The following is a 16,779-nucleotide window of genomic DNA, read 5'->3' on the forward strand; positions in this document are numbered from 1 at the left end:
GCGATGTCGGTGCCGCTGTATCAGGCGAAGGCGGAGATGTTTCGCACGCTCGGCCATCCGGTGCGGATCCGCGTGCTGGAACTGCTGCAGAACGGCCCGCGGCCGGTGCGCGACCTCCTCGCCGAGATCGAGATCGAGGCGTCCAACCTGTCGCAGCAGCTGGCGGTCCTCCGGCGCGCCGGGATCGTGACGTCCTACCGGGACGGGTCCCTGGTGATGTACCAACTGAGCACCCCGCACGTCGCCGACCTCCTCGCCGCCGGACGACGGATCCTCGGCTCCGTGCTCAAGGACCGTGACGGCCTGCTCGTGGAGCTGCGGGCGGTTGCCGAGTAGGCGCGGCGATGCTGGACCCGATCGAGCTGGAGCTGCTGCGCCACGCCTACCGGGGCCCCCTGGAGCTCTCGGACGCCTGCGCCCGGGTGCGGCAGGCCGGAGCGTTACGGCTGTACCAGTTCTTGGCCCGCGCGATCACCTTGTCGCGCTTGATCGGCTTGCCGTACATGGACGAGGCGAGCGCGGCCGCCGCGGGGACGTCCTCCACACCCTCCGGGGCCACGTAGTCGGCGGCCGGCTCGGTGCCCTTCTCGGCCCCGCCGACCGGCGGTACCGTGGCGTCGACGTCGGTCGCCGGGTCGAAGACGGTGGGCGGCAGCGCGTCGTCGGCGTCGACGGGCGGCGTCTGCTCGACGATCCGGTCGGTCCCGTCGATCGCGGCCGGGTTCGCCGGGGCCTCACCGGGGCACCAGCCGTCGTCGACGGTGGGGACCTCCTGGACCTCCTTGGCGTGCTCGATGTACATCCAGCCCTGGGTCTGGGTGCCGTCGATGCGCCCCCAGATCCACGTGTTGCCGTAGTCGTTCTCGATCGTGCACCAGGTCCAGATCTTGGTGTTGGCCGCGACCGTCTGGAACACGCCGCACGCGTTGTACGGCGCCTTGTGCAGCGGGGCCGCCTCGCCGAGCACGATGTAGCCGTCGTCGTTGTTCGCCACCGGCTGGCTGCCGCAGCCCGGGTCGGCGTAGGCCGAGCTCGCCGGCGCCAGGCTCGGCACGACGCCGGCGAGCAGCGCGCCCACGGCCAGCGGTACGGCACGGCGCGCCCAGCGCCGCCGGGATACTTCTCGTGTCACCCGTAGTCCCCTCGTGTACTCCGGTGGCCGACGGGACCTCCATCGACCGCGGTGAGTACCGTGGCAGCACCGCCGGTACGGGCACAACGGATCACCCCGAAGTTGGGACGCTGGGACGACATCCCGGCCGTGACCTGCGGCGGAACGGTGTCCCCGGGACGCCGCACGGGACGGTCCCGCCGCCCTTCCCGTCAGGCGCCGGCGCCCCCGTCCACCGGCACGATCGCCCCGTTCACCATCGAGGCCCGATCGCTGAGCAGCCACGCGGCCACCTCGGCGACCTCGCGCGGCTCCGCCATCCGGCCGAGCGGGATGCTGGCGTTGATCCGCGCGACGACGCCCGGGGACGCCGCCTCCCACGCGTCGATCATCTCCGTCGCGGTGCCGCCGGGGGTTATGCCGTTCACCCGGACCCCGTGCTTGCCCCAGGTCACGGCGGCGGTCTCGGTGATGCTGTTGAGCGCGCGCTTCATCGCCCCGTACGCGGGAAGGTCCGGGTTCGCGCGGCGGCTGCCGATGCTCGAGGTGTTGACGATGGCCCCGCCGGCGCCCCGCCGCATGAGCGCCGCCTCGGCCGTCATCGCGGTCCAGTGGGCCCGGAAGTTGACCGCGAACTGGTGCTCGACGTCCTCGTCGCTGGTCGTGTCGAGCGGGCCGGGCGCCTGGATCGCCGCGCCGTTGTTGAACGCCCCGTCGAGCCGGCCGTGCAGCTCCTCGACGCGGTCGACGGCGGCGCGGATGCTCGCCCGGTCCGCGAGGTCCAGCGGCACGGCATCCGCGACGCCCCCGGCGGCGCGGATCTCGGCGGCGATCCGCTGGAGGGCGTCGGTACCGCGGGCGGCGAGCACGACCGCGGCCCCTTCACGTGCGAAGAGCCGGGCCGCGGCCGCCCCGATGCCGCGGCTGGCGCCGGTGATGAACACGACCTTGCCGGTGAGCAGGCCGATGGGTGCGATGTCGATGTCGTTGCGCATGAGGACCATGTCAGCGCGGTTCGCCGGCCGGAGGCAGGTACAGGCGGTACCAGGCTCCACCGCCGCGCGGCGGGCACACTCGAGGTATGGACAAACAGGAGCTCGGCGCGTTTCTCCGGAGCCGGCGCGAGCGGGTCCGCCCGGAGGAGGCCGGCCTGCCGTCAGGCCCGCGGCGCCGGACGCCGGGCCTGCGCCGCGAGGAGGTGGCGGTCCTCGCGCACATCTCCACGGAGTACTACGTGCGGCTCGAGCAGGGCCGGGCCCCGCGCCCGTCGGGCGAGGTGCTCGCCGGGATAGCCGGCGCGCTACGGCTCACGGAGGCCGAGTCGGATCACCTCCACGTCCTCGCCGGTACGGCGCCGAGCCGCACCGGACGCCACCGGCGCGACGTCCGCCCGAGCATCCTGGCGCTGCTGGAACGGCTGCCGCAGACGGCCGCGTTCGTGACGTCGGCCGCCTTCGAGGTGCTGGCCTGGAACGACCTCGCGGCCGCGCTCATGGAGGACTTCGCCGCGCTCGCCCCGCCGGAGCGCAACCTCGCGCGCCGGGCGTTCCTGGAGCCGGCGCCCGGCGGGACGCCGTTGTACGGGGTCTCCGACGCCACCCAGTTCCGCGGCCACGTCGTCGCCGAGCTCCGCTCGACCCTCGCCCGGTACCCGTCCGACCCCGCCGTGACCGCCCTCGTCGCCGACCTGCGTGCCGGCAGCCCCGAGTTCGCCCGGCTCTGGGCGCGCCACGACGTGCAGGCCGAGCCGATGCTGCGCAAGACGTTCCGGCACCCGGTCGTGGGGGAGATCACCGTCGACTGCGACGCGCTGACGCTCACGGACCGCGACCAGCACCTGGTGCTCTACAGTGCGCCGCCGGGGTCCCGGGACGCCGAGGCCCTGGCACTGCTGAGTGTCCTCGGCGCCGGCGCGGCGGACGAGCCGATCCCTTCGGTGGCGGTGTTTGCTGGCGCGCCGCGTCGGGAATCGTCCGTGGTGAGCGGAACGGTCCGCAGCTTTGGAGGTACGACATGACCGTCGGCGGCATCATCTCCGCACTGATCGTGGGCCTGATCATCGGCGCGCTCGGGCGCCTGGTCGTGCCCGGCAAGCAGAACATCCCGATCTGGCTGACCATCGTCATCGGTATCGTGGCCGCCCTCATCGGCACCGCGATCGCCCGCGCCGCGGGCTGGGCCGACACGTCGGGCGTGGACTGGCTCGAGATCGTCATCCAGGTCGTGCTCGCCGCGCTCGGCGTCTGGGCGGTGGCCGGCTTCTACAGCCGCCGCGGCGTCAGCAACTAGGTCCTGTCCTGCCGGTCATGCCGAGCCGAGACGAGGTCCAGATTTCGCCTGCGTGTGCCCCGCGGAGGCCTGGCTACCGGTGTTGTAACCCGGCCTTCGCGGGGTGCGCGCAGGGGGAATCTGGGCCCGGCGCAGGCCGGCATGATCGGCAGGACAGGGCCTAGTCGCCTCGGCGGCTCGAGCTCGGCCTGACGGCGCGGACGATGCGGTCCGCGCCGTCACTGCGTTCAGCCGGCCGCGGCCCTGCCGGACTCCCGGAGGGCCTGGTCGGCCACGGACGCCACGCGGGCGGGCGGGAGGAACTCGGCGAAGTGGGTCAGGACCGGGGCCGGGGTGAGCGGGCCGAGGAACTCCGGCGGGATCGGGCCGTGGTGCGCGTACAGGCGGAGGGTCTCAGGGCCCGGCTGCCGGCATGACCCCGACGGTGTGCTGGATGCCGACCACGAACTCCAGGGCGCTCAGCGTGTTCCAGGTCTCCGGCCCGACGATGCCGTCGACGCCGATCCGGGCCCAGGCCTGGAACGCGCGCACCGAGGCCTCCGTGTTGCTGCCGAAGTTGCCGTCGATGCCCTGCGGGGTGGTTTTCCACAGGTCGAACGCGCCCATGGTGAGGATGGTCTGCAGGTTGCGCACGAGGTCGCCCTTCGCGCCCTTGCGCAGGGTCGGCATCGGCAGGCCGGTGGGCAGGGCCTGCCAGGTCGCCTCGTCGACGACGCCGGTCACCGGGAGGCCGGCCTGCTTCTGGAACTCCTTGGTGGCGGCCTCGGTCTTGGAGCCGAAGTCGCCGTCGACCTCGAGGGTCAGGTTCGGGGTGCGGCGCAGGGCGCGCTGGGCCTGGGACACGGCCTCGCCCTTGTCACCGTACTGCACGGTGGGCATGGACGGGTTCGGCATGGGATCAGCTCGATTCTTCGGTCGGCTCGGGCGTCGGCAGTGCCACTCGTTCGGTGCGTGTAGCCCCGATCACCTCGATCCCCTCGGTGCCGGTGATGCCCGTCAGGTCCAGCTGCACGTGGTACTCGGCGGGCTCGGCGACCGGCATCGGCTGCGCGCCGATGTTCTCGATCGTGCCGACGACCTGGATGCCGTAGTACTGCGGCCGGCTGATGTACATCAGGGGAACCAACGTGACCGTGGTGCCCGGCGTGGGCAGCACTCCGCCGACGACCAGCACCGGCCGGGGCGGATAGCTCATCTGGGAGATGACGTCGACGCGGTCGAAGTCGATGAGACGGCTCAGTTCCATCCCGCAACGGCCCCCCCGGGGTGACGACATTTATCAATTGAAATATTTACTGATGCTCCCGCCCGGGTACAACGCGCCGGCCCATTGCCCAATTTCGCGATCCCCAGGATTTCCGGCATTCCGGGCGGCCTCACCGGGTCCGTGCAAATGTCGGACATCTGTTGTACCCTCGCCGGGTGCGCGATCTTGTCCGGCAGGCGCCGCTCGTGTTGCAGGTGACCGAGCGGTTCCGTGGGCTCATCCAGCGGGGCGACTGGGCCGTCGGGGCGAGGATACCCGGGGAGCACCAGCTCGCCGGGGATCTCGGGGTCAGCCGCGGGACGGTGCGGGAGGCGCTGCGGGCGCTCAGCACCACCGGGCTGCTCGAGCCGCGCATCGGCGACGGCACCTACGTGCGCGCCACCGACGAGATCACCGGCGTGCTCGTGCGCGACGAGGTCGCGGCCGGGCTGACCGCGGTCCTCGACGCGCGCGCCGGACTGGAGGCGGCCGCGGCCCGGCTCGCCGCCCGGCAAGCCAAGTCCGATGCGGTGGCCGCGCTCGAGGACGCCCTCGCGGCCCGGGCGGCGGCGCACGAGGCGCGGGACCGGGCCGGGTACGTCGCCGCCGATGCCGCGTTCCACCGTGGTGTCGTGGTCGCGAGCGGCAATCCGTTGCTGCTGCGGCTCTTCGACGCGGTCGAGGGCGTCATCCATCAGTCCATTGAGGACACCGCGGTCTTTCCCGAGGACCCGGACGTGCGCGATGCCCACGCGGCCATCGTGCGGGCCATCCGAGCCAGGGACGCAGAAGGCGCCGTCGCCGCGTCGTACGGGCTGATCGACGGCGTGAAGGAGTACATGTGAGCGTCCTGCGGCTGCGCGAGGTCACGTTCCGGCGCGAGGGCAAGGAGATCCTGCACGGCGTCGGCTTCGAGGTGGAAGCCGGCGAGCACTGGGCGATGCTCGGGCCGAACGGCGCCGGCAAGAGCACGGTGCTCGGCTTCTGCGGCGCCGTCACCCACCCGACCACCGGCACCGTCCACGTCCTCGGCCATGAGCTCGGCCGGGTCGAGCTGCAGCGGCTGCGGCGGTCCATCGGGCACGTGAACCCCCGGCACCCGCTGCGTTCGCCGCTCACCGTGGGAGAGGTGGTCCTGACCGGCATTACGGGTACCGTCGAAACGCCCAACCGCTGGGAACCGACCGCGGCCGAACGGGCCCGCGCGCACGACCTGATCGACCTGCTCGGGCTCACTCCGCGTGTCGCGGACCGGTGGCCGACGCTGTCGCAGGGCGAGCGCGGGCGCACGCTGATCGCCCGTGCGCTCGTCTCGGAGCCGCGCCTGCTGCTGCTCGACGAGCCGTCGACCGGGCTCGACGTGGCCGCGCGCGAGCAGCTGCTGGACACGATCGCCCTGCTGCCGCGGACGCACCCCGGGCTCACCTCGGTGCTCGTCACGCACCACCTGGAGGAGCTGCCGGAGACCACGACCCACGCGCTGATCCTGGCCGAGGGCCGGGTGGTCGCCGCGGGCCCCGCGCTGGACGTGCTGACCAGCGCGAACATCACCCGGGCGTTCCAGCACGAGATCGACGTCGAGCACCGCGACGGCCGGTGGAGCGCCCGGACCGCCCGCCGCTACGTGGTCGACGCCCGGTAGATCGCCGCGATCGAGCGGTCGAGCGCTCCGTTGAAGTCGTCGTCGGACTGGTCGCGCCGCAGGCCCTCGGTCAGCGCCCGCGAGAAGCTGGCGATCAGGCCGTGGTTGCGGGCGAGGCGCTCGTCGGCCTCCTCCTGGGAGTACCCGCCGGAGAGGGCGACCACCCGCAGCACCTGCGGGTGGCCGATCAGCTCCGCGTAGAAGTCGTCCTCGTCCGGGATGGTCAGCTTGAGCATGACCGGCCGGCGCCCCAGGCGTTCCAGGATGCCCCGGCGCAGCACCTGCTCGGCCGCGGCCTTGTCGGGGCTGTGGATGTCGACCTCGGGCTCGATGATCGGCACGAGGCCGGCGTCGAGGATCCGCTCGGCGTAGCCGAACTGCTGGTCGAGCACGGCGCCGATCGCGGCCGGGGCGGCGCCGGTGATGACCGATCGCATCTTGGTGCCGAAGACGCCGCGGCCGGCGGCCCGCGCGAGCAGGTCGTCGAGCCTTGTGAACGGCTTCATGAGCCGCACGCCGTCGTGCTCCTCGGCGAGGCCCTCGTCGACCTTGACGAACGGCACGATCTGTTTGTGCTGCCAGAGGTACGCCGGGGTGGCGAGGCCGGCCACGTCGCGGTCCATGGTCTGCTCGAACAGGATCGCGGCGAGGATGCGTTCACCGGTGAACGCGGGCGAGGTGATGATCCGCGACCGGAACTCGTGCATGAGGTCGAACATCTCGGCGTCGGTCGCGTACTGCGACTCCGCCACCCCGTAGTGCTCCAGCGCCTTCGGGGTGCTGCCGCCGCTCTGGTCCAGCGCGGCGACGAACCCGCGGCCCGATGCGATCTTCGCCCGCTGCTGCTCGTCCATTCCCCGATCCTGGCACGGACGTGCCTACGGCGCCGGGGACTCGGCGGGATACCCGCGTACCGACGCGGCCACGATGACCACGCCGGTCGGGTCCTCCGCGCCGTAGCGCTGCAGCGCGGCCCGGTCGAGCTGCTCGACCCGGCCGGTGAGGGTCACGAGGTCGGGTACCTCCACCGTCACCGGCGCGTCCGACACGACGAGCTGACCGGCCGGCGGCAGGTCCGCGTCGGCGACCAGGAACGCGTGCGGCCCGAACACGCGGATCACCGCGGCGGTCAGCTCGACCCGGGTGCCCGGGCGCAGCCGCGGCACGGCCGGCGACGGAGCCGCGCTGGGCACCGGCGGCGGGGCGGCCCGGCTGTTGCACGCACCGGTCAGGGCCAGCGCCACGAGCAGCGGCACCGCGCCCAGCGCATTGACGGTGCTCATTGGACCATTGTGGCACGGTTTTCAGCGCACGCCGCTGAGCAGCCGGCGCACCAGCGGGGTGAGCGCGGCCAGCACGGCCCCGAAGAGCAGGGCGGTGACGCCGAGGATGCCGAAGTACCACACCTCGTGCTCGGCGCTGTAGTAGCGCGCGAGGACTCCGGAGGCGGCGGTACCCAGGGCCACGGACAGGAAGAACAGTGCGACCGTCTGGGTGCGGAACGCGGCGGGGGCGACCTTGGTGGCCAGGGAGAGCCCGACGGGGGAGAGCAGCAGCTCGGCGACCGTGAACACCAGGAGGATCCCGGCCAGGGCGAGCAGCGGCGCGCTGTTCGGCCCGCCCCCGGCCAGCGGCAGGAACAGCAGGAACGCCACACCCATGAGCGCGGTACCGGCGGCGAACTTGACCGGGGTCGACGGCTGGCGGTCGCCGAGCCGGGTCCACAGGGCGGCGAACGCGCCCGACAGCACGATGATGAACACCGGGTTGATCGACTGGACCCAGGAGACCGGCATCTCCCAGCCCAGGATGGTGCGGTCGAGGCGCTGGTCGGAGTAGATGGTGACGACCGTGAACTGCTGCTGGTACAGCGACCAGAACACGGCGCTGGCCAGGAACATCGGGATGAAGCCCAGCATGCGGCGGCGCTCGATGCCGGTGACGGCCCGGCTGGTGAGGATGACGACGAAGTAGGCCGCGGCCGCGACGGCGCTGAGCACCACCACGGCGGTCGCGAGGCGGTCGGCCGGCAGCAGCCCGAAGGCGACGACGGCGATGATCAGCAGTACCACGGCCGCGGCCACGGCGGCGACGAGTGGCCGGCGGCGGGCCGGGAGCGGGTTCGGCACCTCGCGGGCCGGGCCGGTCAGGTGGCGGCGGCCGACCGTGTACTGCGCGAGGCCGACCGCCATGCCCGCGGCGGCGAGGCCGAAGCCCCAGTGGAAGCCGGCCTCCTGCTGCAGCAGCCCGGTCAGCAGCGGACCGGCCAGGGCGCCCAGGTTGATGCCGAGGTAGAACAGCGAGAACCCGGCGTCGCGGCGCGGGTCGTCCTCGGCGTACAGCGAGCCGACGAGCGAGGTCGCGTTGGCCTTCACGCCGCCGCTGCCCACGGCGATCAGGACCAGCCCGACGGCGACGCCGGCGAGCCCGGGCAGCACGGCGAGGCTGATGTGCCCGGCCATGACGAGCACGGCGCTGGCGAAGAGCACCCGCTCCGGGCCCAGCAGCCGGTCGGCCACCCAGCCGCCGAGGATCGTGGACAGGTACACGGCGCCGCCGTACGCGCCGACGATGCTCGTGGCGGTGTCCTGGTCGATGCCGAGCCCGCCGCGTTCGGCCGAGTAGTACAGGTAGATCAGCAGGATTCCCTGCATGCCGTAGAACGAGAACCGTTCCCACAGCTCGACACCGAACAGGTGCGCGAGCAGCCGCGGCTGCCCGAAGAACGTGCGTGGACCTGTCACATCCGTTGCCCCTACCCAGCACGGACGGGGCGAATCAAGCACGTGTACGTTTCACCGTCGCTCGGGCCCATTGAGCAGCGACAATACTGAATGTCACGCCTCCGGGTCGCCCGGGTGCGCGCGGTTGCCTAGCGTCCGCGTTCAGGAGAGCGCTCCCGCTCGCTCCACCGATGCAAGGAGGCAACACATGAGCAGAACGCTGCGCGCAGTCGCGGCGGCCGGCTTGTTCGTCGTCGGCGGCCTGGTGGCGGTGATGGGGCCCGCATCGCCGGCCGGTGCCGACACCCAGATCTGTGAGCAGTACGGCTCCACCACCATCGGCGGCAAGTACGTGGTCATGAACAACAACTGGGGCAACAGTGCGACCCAGTGCATCAACGTGACCAGTACCGGCTTCGCGATCTCGCAGATCAACGCGAACAAGCCGACGAACGGGGCGCCGGCGTCGTACCCCGCGATCTACGTCGGCTGCCACTACACGAACTGCTCGCCGGGCACCAACCTGCCGATGCAGATCAGCGCGATCAGCTCGGCGCAGACCAGCATCTCGTACAACTTCATCAACGGCGCCACGTATGACGCCGCGTACGACATCTGGCTCGACCCGACGGCCAAGAAGGACGGCGTCAACGCGACCGAGATCATGATCTGGTTCAACCGGCAGGGCTCGATCCAGCCGGTCGGCAGCCAGGTCGGCTCGGCGAGCGTCGCCGGGCGTTCGTGGGCGGTCTGGCAGGGCAACAACGGCGGCAACGACGTGGTGTCGTACGTCGCGCCGTCGGCGATGAGCAGCTGGAACTTCGACGTCAAGGCGTTCATCAACGACGTCATCTCCCGCGGCAAGGCCACCACGGCGTGGTACCTGACCAGCATCCAGGCCGGCTTCGAGCCGTGGATCGGCGGTCAGGGCCTCGCGGTCACCGCGTTCTCCGCCACGATCAACGGCGGCGGCGGCACGACGCCTCCTCCCGGCGGCGGTACGTCCGGCTGTACCGCGACCTACCGCACCATCAACAGCTGGTCTGGCGGCTTCCAGGGCGAGGTGACCGTGCGCAACTCCGGCACGGCCGCGATCTCGGGCTGGAACACCGTCTGGTCCGGCGGCAGCGTCTCGATCAGCTCACTGTGGAACGGCCGGGTCACGTCGACCTCGCCGGTGACCGTGCGCAACGAGACGTACAACGGCTCGCTCGGGGCGAGCGCCTCGACGACCTACGGCTTCACCGCCAGCGGCAGTGCGCCGACGTCGGTGAGCTGCGCCACCGCATAACCGCACCCCGGAAAAGGTGCCGGCCCCGCTCACGCGTCGGGGCCGGCACCGCCGTTTCTCGGCTAGGGCCTATCTGACGGATCTTGAGGTGGTCCGGTCGGGTTTGGCCCACCCCACCCGGACGCGGGGCAGCGACCGCATCCAGCAGCGCCACCAACTTCTTGCTATCCGCCGCCTGCCCGGCGGTCAGCCGCTTGACCAGGCTCCGGCCGCGACCTTCGGCGAGGAGATGAACCTTCGTGGTCAACCCGCCCCGGGACCGGCCGATCGCCTGTGCGGCACGTGATTCATCCGTGCTCAGCCCCCTTTACGCGCACCGGCCGCGTGTTGATGCGCCCGCACGATCGTGGCATCGGCCTGGGCACGCCAGTCCAACTCGCCGGCGGCATCGGCGTCGGCCTGCAACCGCTGCTCGATCCGCGCCCACGTTCCGTCGGACTCCCGCTGCGCAAACCGGTGATAGCAGGTCTTCCACGGCCCGTACCGGTCCGGCACCTGATGCCACTTCGCGCCATTTTCGATCCGCCACAAGATCCCGTTGATCACCTGCCGGTGATCCCGCCGCCGGCCACCCCGCCCCGGAACCATGCTCGGCAGTAGCGGCTCCAGCCGTTGCCATTCCACATCGGACAGATCACCGGCCACGCCACACGGTACCCGACGCTGATCGATGTCCGGAGCGGCTGAGCTCGCGGCGGCGCGGCCCACCCCCAAAATCGGGCCACCTGCGGCAACATTTGGGGGAGGCCAATGCCAGCGGCGTCAGCCAACGTCAAGCCATGAAGCTACGTACGCTCGCCGTGGCAGGAGCCGCGATGTTCGCCCTCGCCGGGTGCAGCGGTGGCACGCACGGATCCGCCAACCAGCCGGCCGCCACACCGAGCGCGAGGGACGCCCACCAGACGCTGATCGATGCGGCCAAGTGCATGCGTGCCAACGGGTATCCCGACTGGCCCGACCCCGTCATGAACGACAGTGGCGACTGGGTGATCCCGGACTCCGCACCCGACGTGGAGAAGCCGGCCGCTTGCGCAGACCTGTTCCGCGCCGGCAAGGGGGGCGGACAGCGGCCGTCGCGGCCACCGCTGAGCGCCGAGGAGCTGGCCAAGGCACGCAAATGGGCGGAGTGTATCCGGGCACATGACGTGCCGAGCTGGCCGGACCCCGACAGCGACGGCTACTTCGATCCGCCGCAGAGCCTGCAGCCCATCGAAACCAACACAGTGGTGACCCAGGCGATGACGGCCTGCACGTCGTCCGAGCCGGCCGGCGGCATCAAGTTCAAGAATACCGGGCCGTCGAAGCCGGCGCACCATTGAGGCACCGCCGACCGGCCGTCCCCGGCCGGCGGTCAACCCAGGGTTCGTCAGGTCCGGCGCCGGACGGCGAGTTCGGCGCTCAACCACCGGCCGGCGAACTGCGCACCCTCGTCACCACGGACCGTCACGCTGCGCACCCGCGGCGTCTCCCCCTCGGGGATGAACAGCACGACCCGGCCGTCGTGGCGCACCTGCCGCCGGGCCAGCAGCGTCCGGTTGTCGATGCTGGCCATATTGTTGATCGCACCGACCCGTCCGGCGCGCAACCGCCGCAGGCCGCCGGCCTTCACGGCGCCATGCCACCTCAAGATCCGTCAGATAGGCCCTAGCCCAGTGCGGTGCCGACCAGCTGCCCGATGCCGTAGGTGACGGCCATCGCGAGCAGGCCGCCGGCCACCAGCCGGGAGACGGCCCGCCCGACCGCGGCCGAGCCCAGCCGCGCGCTCACCGCGCCGGTCACCGCCAGCGCCAGCACCACGGCCACCACGGTGACCGCGATCCGGCTGCCCGGCGGCGGCAGGACCATCGCCAGCAGCGGGAGCAGCGCCCCGATGGTGAACGAGACCGCCGACGCCCCGGCCGCCTGCCAGGGGTCGGTGAGCGCCTCCGGGTCGATGTGCAGCTCGGCCTCCGCGTGCGCGGCGAACGCGTCCTTCGCGGTCAGCTCCTGCGCCACGAGCCGCGCGGTCGCCTCGGAGAGACCCTTCGCGCGGTACAGCGTGGTCAGCTCCTCGAGCTCCTGCTCGGGAAACTCCTCGAGCTCGCGCCGCTCGTGGGCGAGCAGCGAGCGCTCGGTGTCGCGCTGGGTGCTCACCGATACGTACTCGCCCAGCGCCATCGACACCGCGCCGGCCACGACCCCGGCCGTCCCGGCCGCGAGGATCGCCACGGTGGACGTGGTCGCGCCGGCCACACCGACGACGAGCGCCGCGGTGGACACGATGCCGTCGTTGGCGCCGAGGACCCCGGCGCGCAGCCAGTTCGCCCGCCCGGAGTGCCCGCCGCCGTGCGGCTCACCGGTGTGCGCGGCCGCCGCGACCGTCCGGTCCAGTGTCTGTTCACTCATCGCCGATCACCCACCCCCAGAGGCGACGGTACGGCCGCAAACCCTTGCTCCGCAACGAAGGCAAGGCTGTGCTTGCCCGCGCCGGCCGACGACGTCGACGGCGGCGGGCTGCTCGCCGTGCTCGCGCATTCCGGTTTCGAGGTGCACGGGCTGGGCGGTTCGGCGTCGCTGAGGGCGGTGCGGTACACGGGCGAGCGGCTTCCCGAGCCGGGGCCCGCAGCCGGGAGCCCGGTCAGTTCGGAGCGGCCATGCCCACGCGCAGGACCAGCTGGGGCTCGCGCGGCGGGTGCAGCAGGCTGCGGATCAGCGCGCGGGCGCCCGGTACCTCCACCACCTCGCTCAGGGGTGAGGCGCCCAGCCGGCAGGCGGTCGCGGTCAGCCAGACCGCGCTCGTCGCCTCGCCCGCTCTGAGCCAGTCGTCCGGGCCGTCGGCGTCCGTGGCGACGACCAGGTACTCGGCGCCGGAGCCGGCGTCGCGCAGCGGGGCGGGGCGGGCGGCGCCGGCCCAGCGCTCGAGCTCGGCGGCGATCTCGGCGTCGTGGGCGCCGAGGGTGTGCGCGCCCTGGGCGGCGTACCGCAGATAGGCGACGTCTTCACGCGCGAGGACGTACAGGTGGGCGCGCTCGGCCTGGGCGGCGGCGCGCAGGCGGGTCAGGGTGGCGTCCGGTACGCGGGCGCTGGGCGGGAACGGGCGGCGGTCCGTGCGGCGCAAGGGCAGGCAGCGGTACGTCTCCAGGCACTCGCGCCCCGCCGGGCGCTCCTCGCCGAGGCCGATGCGGGCCAGCAGCGTCGGGTGGTCGGCGTCGGGCCGGCGCTCGACGACGGGCTCGTAGCCGGCGGCGGCCAGCGCCAGGCGGGCGTGGTGCAGCGCCGCGCCGCAGCTGAGGGTCATCAGCTGGCCGTGCGGGTCGAGGTGCGGCAGCCGGCGGGCGGGGTCGGCGTGCAGCTCGAGCGCGGCGCCGACGGTCTCCCAGCGCCACGGCTTGGTGTTGAGGATCGACGGGGCGAGCCGGGCGTCCCTCGCCGCATCGAGCAGGGCCGTGTGCATCGCTCGCGGCTGCCCGGTCCGGACGGCTCCATGTGCTGGTTCGCGAGAAATCACCCAGGCGATTTCGGGTTGCCACGGAGCCCGGTGGCCGCAGCGGCCCCGGCGCCGGTGGTGAGCAGTGCCGTTGCACTCACTCCACCTGCGGCTACAAGACGTTGGCTGCCCGGGCCGGGCGGTTTGATGTGCCGTCCGGGGCGGAATCACTCCGGAATCAGGCGAGGCGACGAGGCACGAACGACGACACCTCGGCCGCCGGCGATTCACAACAGCGATTTGGCAACCGCGAGCGGATACGCGATCGCATCCTGCTCCGCGAGCGCCGCCATGGCCTCGTGGTAGCCGGCGTGATCGAGCTCGCCGTCGATGCGGCGCTGAACCGCGTCACTTTCCCGGCGGGCCCGCCGCCGTTACCCGGCGTCTTCTCCGGAGCCGGCGGGGCGCGCAAGGGCGCGGCGCCGTCCATACGGGTCGGGCCCGGATGGCGCGGTGCCGGGGCTGATCGGGTCGCCGCGGCGGCAGCCGTGCTGCGGAGGGCGATGGCGTCCGGTTGGCGCCACCTGCTGCCACGACGACCCCAAGCCCATTGAACGCGCCCCGCACCGGCGGCCGGCATCCGTCGAGTGGCTGCATCGGGACGATCCCCGGCCTGGCCGTCCGGACGACCGCTTCCGGATCACCCGCGGCGTGGGCGGGGCTACCCCGGGGCGCGGGCGAGCGCCACCCGCAGCGCGGGCGAAGGCCACCCCCGAAGTCATGCTGTGTCCGGCTCTGCGCCGCGTTTCGCGCTCGTAACATCGGCACGTTCCACCAAAACCTCGCCGCCGGCACGCCGTCGCGCTGTCCGGCCTTGGCCTCGTGCGCCCTCTTTCGCCGCACGGCCAGTTCGAACCGGAGTTTCCATGGGCCTGCTCAAGTTGTTCACCGCCACCGCCGTCAGCACCGTACTCATGCTCGGCACCGTCCAAGGGGCCGCCGCCGCGCCGCCGCGCGCTCCCACCAAGCCCAGTAAAGATCACGCCGTCATCCTCGGCGAACCGGGAACGCGCAAGGCCGTGAAGCCCGGCGCACCGCTGCCCAAGGTCAAGGGTTCGGTACCGCTGAAGCGTGACCTCTCCGTGCGCCCGAAGGCCCAGTCCACCTTGGCCGGACCGTCGACGCTCGCCGCGCCGGCGGCCGCCAAGGTCGGGCTGCGCGCGCTCGTCGTCGGCGTCGACGCGGCCGACTGGGGCGTCGACACCTGGCGCTCGACCCTCGACCGCGTCGGCGCCGCCTACGACGTGCTGCTGACCAGGGGCCAGCCGCTCACCGCGGCCACCCTGACCAGGCCTGACGGCGCCGGCAAGTACAACGCGATCTTGCTCACGAGCAGCATGCTGCTGTACGACAACGGCGGCGCCTACGTCAGCGGGCTCGACGGCACGGAGTGGAACACCCTGTGGGCCTACGAGCGCGACTACGCCGTGCGTCAGGCCACGCTGTACACCAGCTACGGCACCTTCCCCGAGGACTACTGCCTGTCCGCGTCGAGTGAGGCCGCCACCGGCGACACGATCCTGCCGGCGTCGCTGACCGCGGCCGGCGCGGGCGTGTTCGATGCGCTCAAGTCGACCGCCAAGGTCCCGATCCTGCAGTCGTACGTGTACCGGACCCGCGTCACCGCCGGTTGCGCCGCCGACCCGGTGCTCGTCAACGGCGCCGACGTGCTCGGCGTGCGGACCACGTCCACGGACGGGCGGGAGCGCCTCGCCCTCACCTTCACCTCCAACCAGTACCTCACGCAGTCCTACCTGCTCACGTACGGGATGTTCCGCTGGGCCAGCCGCGGGCTGTTCCTCGGCGAGCAGCGGCACTTCCTCGATGTCGACGTCGACGACTGGTTCAACACCGCGGACCACTATTACCCCGACGGGCACGTCGAATCCGACCCGGGCTGGGCGATGACCGGCCACGAGGCGTACAACGCCAACCAGCGCCAGGTCGCGCTGCGCGCCGCCTACCCCCTCGCCTCGGGTCTCACCCTGAACCTCGCCTACAACGGCGGCGACGCGAACCTCAACGCCGGTACGACCTGCAGCCCCAACGGCAACGCGAGCACGCTCACCGCGACGAGCCGGTGCCTGGCCACGAAGTTCCGCTGGATCAACCACACGCTGACCCACCCGGAGCTCAACACCACCGACTACGCGACCACGACCAACGAGATCGCCGGGAACCGCACCGTCGCCACCCAGCTCGGCCTGCCGCAGCCCAACACGATCCTCAAGACGGGGGAGTACTCCGGCCTCGGCGTCTACAACGACAACCCGGACGACGACGTCGACCCGCCGACGGACCACGGGCTCGCCGCCTCCAACCCGCAGTTCCTCGCCGCGGCGAAGGACCTCGGCGTGAAGTACGTGCACGGCAACATGTCGTTCCCGAGCCACGTGCCCGACTGCTTCAACTGCGCCCGGGTGCACCCGCTGGAGCCCAGCATCACCGTGGTGCCGGACTGGCCGACGAACATCGCGTACCACACCACGACCCCGGCCGAGGAGACCGCGTTCTACAACTCGTTCTACGGGCCTACGGGGAAGTTCCCGTTCTGGCCGGCGAACCTGACCTACGCGCAGGTGCTCGACGCCGAGGCCGAGGTCGCGCTCGCCCACCTCGCCACCGGATCGCTGTACACGCACACCTTCCACATCGCGAACCTGCACGACTACGGCTCGGGCAAGACGCTGCTGACCGACTGGCTCGACCGGGTACTGGCCAAGTACAGCGCCTACTACAACGTGCCGGTGCTCAGCCCGGACTGGCCGACCCTGGCCGCGTACGCGACCCAGCGCAACGCGCACTTCGCGGAGCTGCGCGGCGGCGCCGACGCCGTCTACGACCCGGCGGCGCGCACCATCACGGTCACCGCCCCGCTGGCCGGCTCGCTGACCGTGAGCGGCGCCTCGGGGACCGGCTCGACCGCGTACGGCCCGGAGGTCTCCTCGCGGCTGACGCTGGGCAGCACCGCGGTGACCGTCCCGGCGAGCCCGCGCTCATGAGGGTGGCGC

Annotated in this window: 20 protein-coding genes; 9 read left to right on the forward strand and 11 right to left on the reverse strand. The window is 72.1% G+C overall.

The genetic code is table 11. From position 1 onward, the window contains the following. The first annotated feature begins 3 nt into the window (after nucleotides 1-3). Nucleotides 4-336 (forward strand): ArsR/SmtB family transcription factor, encoded by a 333-nt coding sequence (locus tag ACPPVO_RS20190; protein WP_426512747.1) that lies wholly within the window; start codon nucleotides 4-6, stop codon nucleotides 334-336. Nucleotides 337-382: 46 nt separating this feature from the next. On the opposite strand, the gene ACPPVO_RS20195 is transcribed toward ACPPVO_RS20190, so the two are convergent. Both ACPPVO_RS20195 and ACPPVO_RS20200 read right to left on the reverse strand, forming a co-directional pair. Further along, nucleotides 383-1,132: a hypothetical protein gene (locus ACPPVO_RS20195; protein ID WP_426512748.1), complete on the reverse strand. Its 750-nt coding sequence runs from the start codon at nucleotides 1,130-1,132 to the stop codon at nucleotides 383-385. 191 nt (nucleotides 1,133-1,323) lie between these two features. After that, entirely contained in the window at nucleotides 1,324-2,106 is a 783-nt protein-coding gene (locus ACPPVO_RS20200) for an SDR family NAD(P)-dependent oxidoreductase (RefSeq protein WP_426512749.1), read from the reverse strand. 86 nt (nucleotides 2,107-2,192) lie between these two features. Between ACPPVO_RS20200 and ACPPVO_RS20205 the strand changes: the two genes are divergently transcribed. Further along, the gene (locus tag ACPPVO_RS20205) at nucleotides 2,193-3,128 is read left to right on the forward strand and encodes a helix-turn-helix transcriptional regulator (RefSeq protein WP_426512750.1); all 936 of its coding nucleotides are present in this window, start codon (nucleotides 2,193-2,195) and stop codon (nucleotides 3,126-3,128) included. Continuing rightward, nucleotides 3,125-3,400 carry a GlsB/YeaQ/YmgE family stress response membrane protein gene (locus ACPPVO_RS20210; RefSeq protein ID WP_426512751.1) on the forward strand — a complete coding sequence of 92 codons (276 nt, stop codon included), beginning with the start codon at nucleotides 3,125-3,127 and terminating at the stop codon, nucleotides 3,398-3,400. The genes ACPPVO_RS20205 and ACPPVO_RS20210 overlap by 4 nt, the downstream gene beginning before the upstream one ends. 393 nt (nucleotides 3,401-3,793) lie before the next feature. Here ACPPVO_RS20210 and ACPPVO_RS20215 read toward each other — a convergent pair whose 3' ends face one another. Next, complete coding sequence (locus tag ACPPVO_RS20215) at nucleotides 3,794-4,294, reverse strand: peptidoglycan-binding domain-containing protein (RefSeq protein WP_426512752.1); 501 nt, start codon at nucleotides 4,292-4,294, stop codon at nucleotides 3,794-3,796. Between the two features lie 4 nt (nucleotides 4,295-4,298). Beyond that, a complete protein-coding gene (locus ACPPVO_RS20220) occupies nucleotides 4,299-4,646 on the reverse strand; it encodes a hypothetical protein (protein ID WP_426512753.1) in 348 nt (115 codons plus the stop codon). Nucleotides 4,647-4,822: 176 nt separating this feature from the next. Between ACPPVO_RS20220 and ACPPVO_RS20225 the strand changes: the two genes are divergently transcribed. Together ACPPVO_RS20225 and ACPPVO_RS20230 are read left to right on the forward strand one after the other, a co-directional pair. Continuing rightward, nucleotides 4,823-5,491 carry a FadR/GntR family transcriptional regulator gene (locus tag ACPPVO_RS20225; RefSeq protein ID WP_426512754.1) on the forward strand — a complete coding sequence of 223 codons (669 nt, stop codon included), beginning with the start codon at nucleotides 4,823-4,825 and terminating at the stop codon, nucleotides 5,489-5,491. Next, a complete protein-coding gene (locus ACPPVO_RS20230) occupies nucleotides 5,488-6,288 on the forward strand; it encodes an ABC transporter ATP-binding protein (protein WP_426512755.1) in 801 nt (266 codons plus the stop codon). Before ACPPVO_RS20225 ends, ACPPVO_RS20230 begins: the two co-directional genes overlap by 4 nt. Here the strand turns inward: ACPPVO_RS20230 and ACPPVO_RS20235 are convergent. From ACPPVO_RS20235 to ACPPVO_RS20245, 3 genes are read right to left on the reverse strand one after another with little or no spacing between them, the layout of a single operon-like run. Further along, the gene (locus ACPPVO_RS20235) at nucleotides 6,267-7,142 is read right to left on the reverse strand and encodes a fructose bisphosphate aldolase (protein WP_426512756.1); all 876 of its coding nucleotides are present in this window, start codon (nucleotides 7,140-7,142) and stop codon (nucleotides 6,267-6,269) included. The two genes, ACPPVO_RS20230 and ACPPVO_RS20235, sit on opposite strands and share 22 nt — an antisense overlap. Nucleotides 7,143-7,166: 24 nt before the next feature. Beyond that, the gene (locus tag ACPPVO_RS20240; protein ID WP_426512757.1) at nucleotides 7,167-7,571 is read right to left on the reverse strand and encodes a hypothetical protein; all 405 of its coding nucleotides are present in this window, start codon (nucleotides 7,569-7,571) and stop codon (nucleotides 7,167-7,169) included. A 21-nt stretch (nucleotides 7,572-7,592) separates the two neighbouring features. Then, a complete protein-coding gene (locus ACPPVO_RS20245; RefSeq protein WP_426512758.1) occupies nucleotides 7,593-9,032 on the reverse strand; it encodes a peptide MFS transporter in 1,440 nt (479 codons plus the stop codon). A gap of 187 nt (nucleotides 9,033-9,219) precedes the next feature. Here ACPPVO_RS20245 and ACPPVO_RS20250 point away from each other — a divergent pair, with 187 nt between their 5' ends. Then, a complete protein-coding gene (locus ACPPVO_RS20250) occupies nucleotides 9,220-10,302 on the forward strand; it encodes a GH12 family glycosyl hydrolase domain-containing protein (protein ID WP_426512759.1) in 1,083 nt (360 codons plus the stop codon). A 297-nt stretch (nucleotides 10,303-10,599) separates the two neighbouring features. Here the strand turns inward: ACPPVO_RS20250 and ACPPVO_RS20255 are convergent, their stop codons facing one another. Next, nucleotides 10,600-10,947 (reverse strand): IS5 family transposase, encoded by a 348-nt coding sequence (locus ACPPVO_RS20255; RefSeq protein WP_426512760.1) that lies wholly within the window; start codon nucleotides 10,945-10,947, stop codon nucleotides 10,600-10,602. Nucleotides 10,948-11,081: 134 nt separating this feature from the next. Between ACPPVO_RS20255 and ACPPVO_RS20260 the strand changes: the two genes are divergently transcribed. Continuing rightward, complete coding sequence (locus ACPPVO_RS20260) at nucleotides 11,082-11,621, forward strand: hypothetical protein (protein WP_426512761.1); 540 nt, start codon at nucleotides 11,082-11,084, stop codon at nucleotides 11,619-11,621. Nucleotides 11,622-11,668: 47 nt separating this feature from the next. Here the strand turns inward: ACPPVO_RS20260 and ACPPVO_RS20265 are convergent, their stop codons facing one another. The 3 genes from ACPPVO_RS20265 to ACPPVO_RS20275 form a co-directional block, all read right to left on the reverse strand. Next, nucleotides 11,669-11,854, reverse strand: coding sequence for a hypothetical protein (locus ACPPVO_RS20265; RefSeq protein ID WP_426512762.1), 186 nt, complete (start codon nucleotides 11,852-11,854; stop codon nucleotides 11,669-11,671). A gap of 92 nt (nucleotides 11,855-11,946) precedes the next feature. Then, nucleotides 11,947-12,687 (reverse strand): VIT1/CCC1 transporter family protein, encoded by a 741-nt coding sequence (locus ACPPVO_RS20270; protein WP_426512763.1) that lies wholly within the window; start codon nucleotides 12,685-12,687, stop codon nucleotides 11,947-11,949. 232 nt (nucleotides 12,688-12,919) lie between these two features. Next, nucleotides 12,920-13,735 (reverse strand): hypothetical protein, encoded by an 816-nt coding sequence (locus ACPPVO_RS20275; protein ID WP_426512764.1) that lies wholly within the window; start codon nucleotides 13,733-13,735, stop codon nucleotides 12,920-12,922. 32 nt (nucleotides 13,736-13,767) lie between these two features. Between ACPPVO_RS20275 and ACPPVO_RS20280 the strand changes: the two genes are divergently transcribed. Both ACPPVO_RS20280 and ACPPVO_RS20285 read left to right on the forward strand, forming a co-directional pair. Continuing rightward, complete coding sequence (locus ACPPVO_RS20280; RefSeq protein WP_426512765.1) at nucleotides 13,768-14,322, forward strand: hypothetical protein; 555 nt, start codon at nucleotides 13,768-13,770, stop codon at nucleotides 14,320-14,322. Nucleotides 14,323-14,634: 312 nt separating this feature from the next. Further along, nucleotides 14,635-16,770, forward strand: coding sequence for a hypothetical protein (locus ACPPVO_RS20285; protein WP_426512766.1), 2,136 nt, complete (start codon nucleotides 14,635-14,637; stop codon nucleotides 16,768-16,770). Nucleotides 16,771-16,779: the final 9 nt, after the last annotated feature.

Source organism: Dactylosporangium sp. McL0621 (assembly GCF_049995355.1).
Taxonomy (GTDB): Bacteria; Actinomycetota; Actinomycetes; order Mycobacteriales; family Micromonosporaceae; genus Dactylosporangium.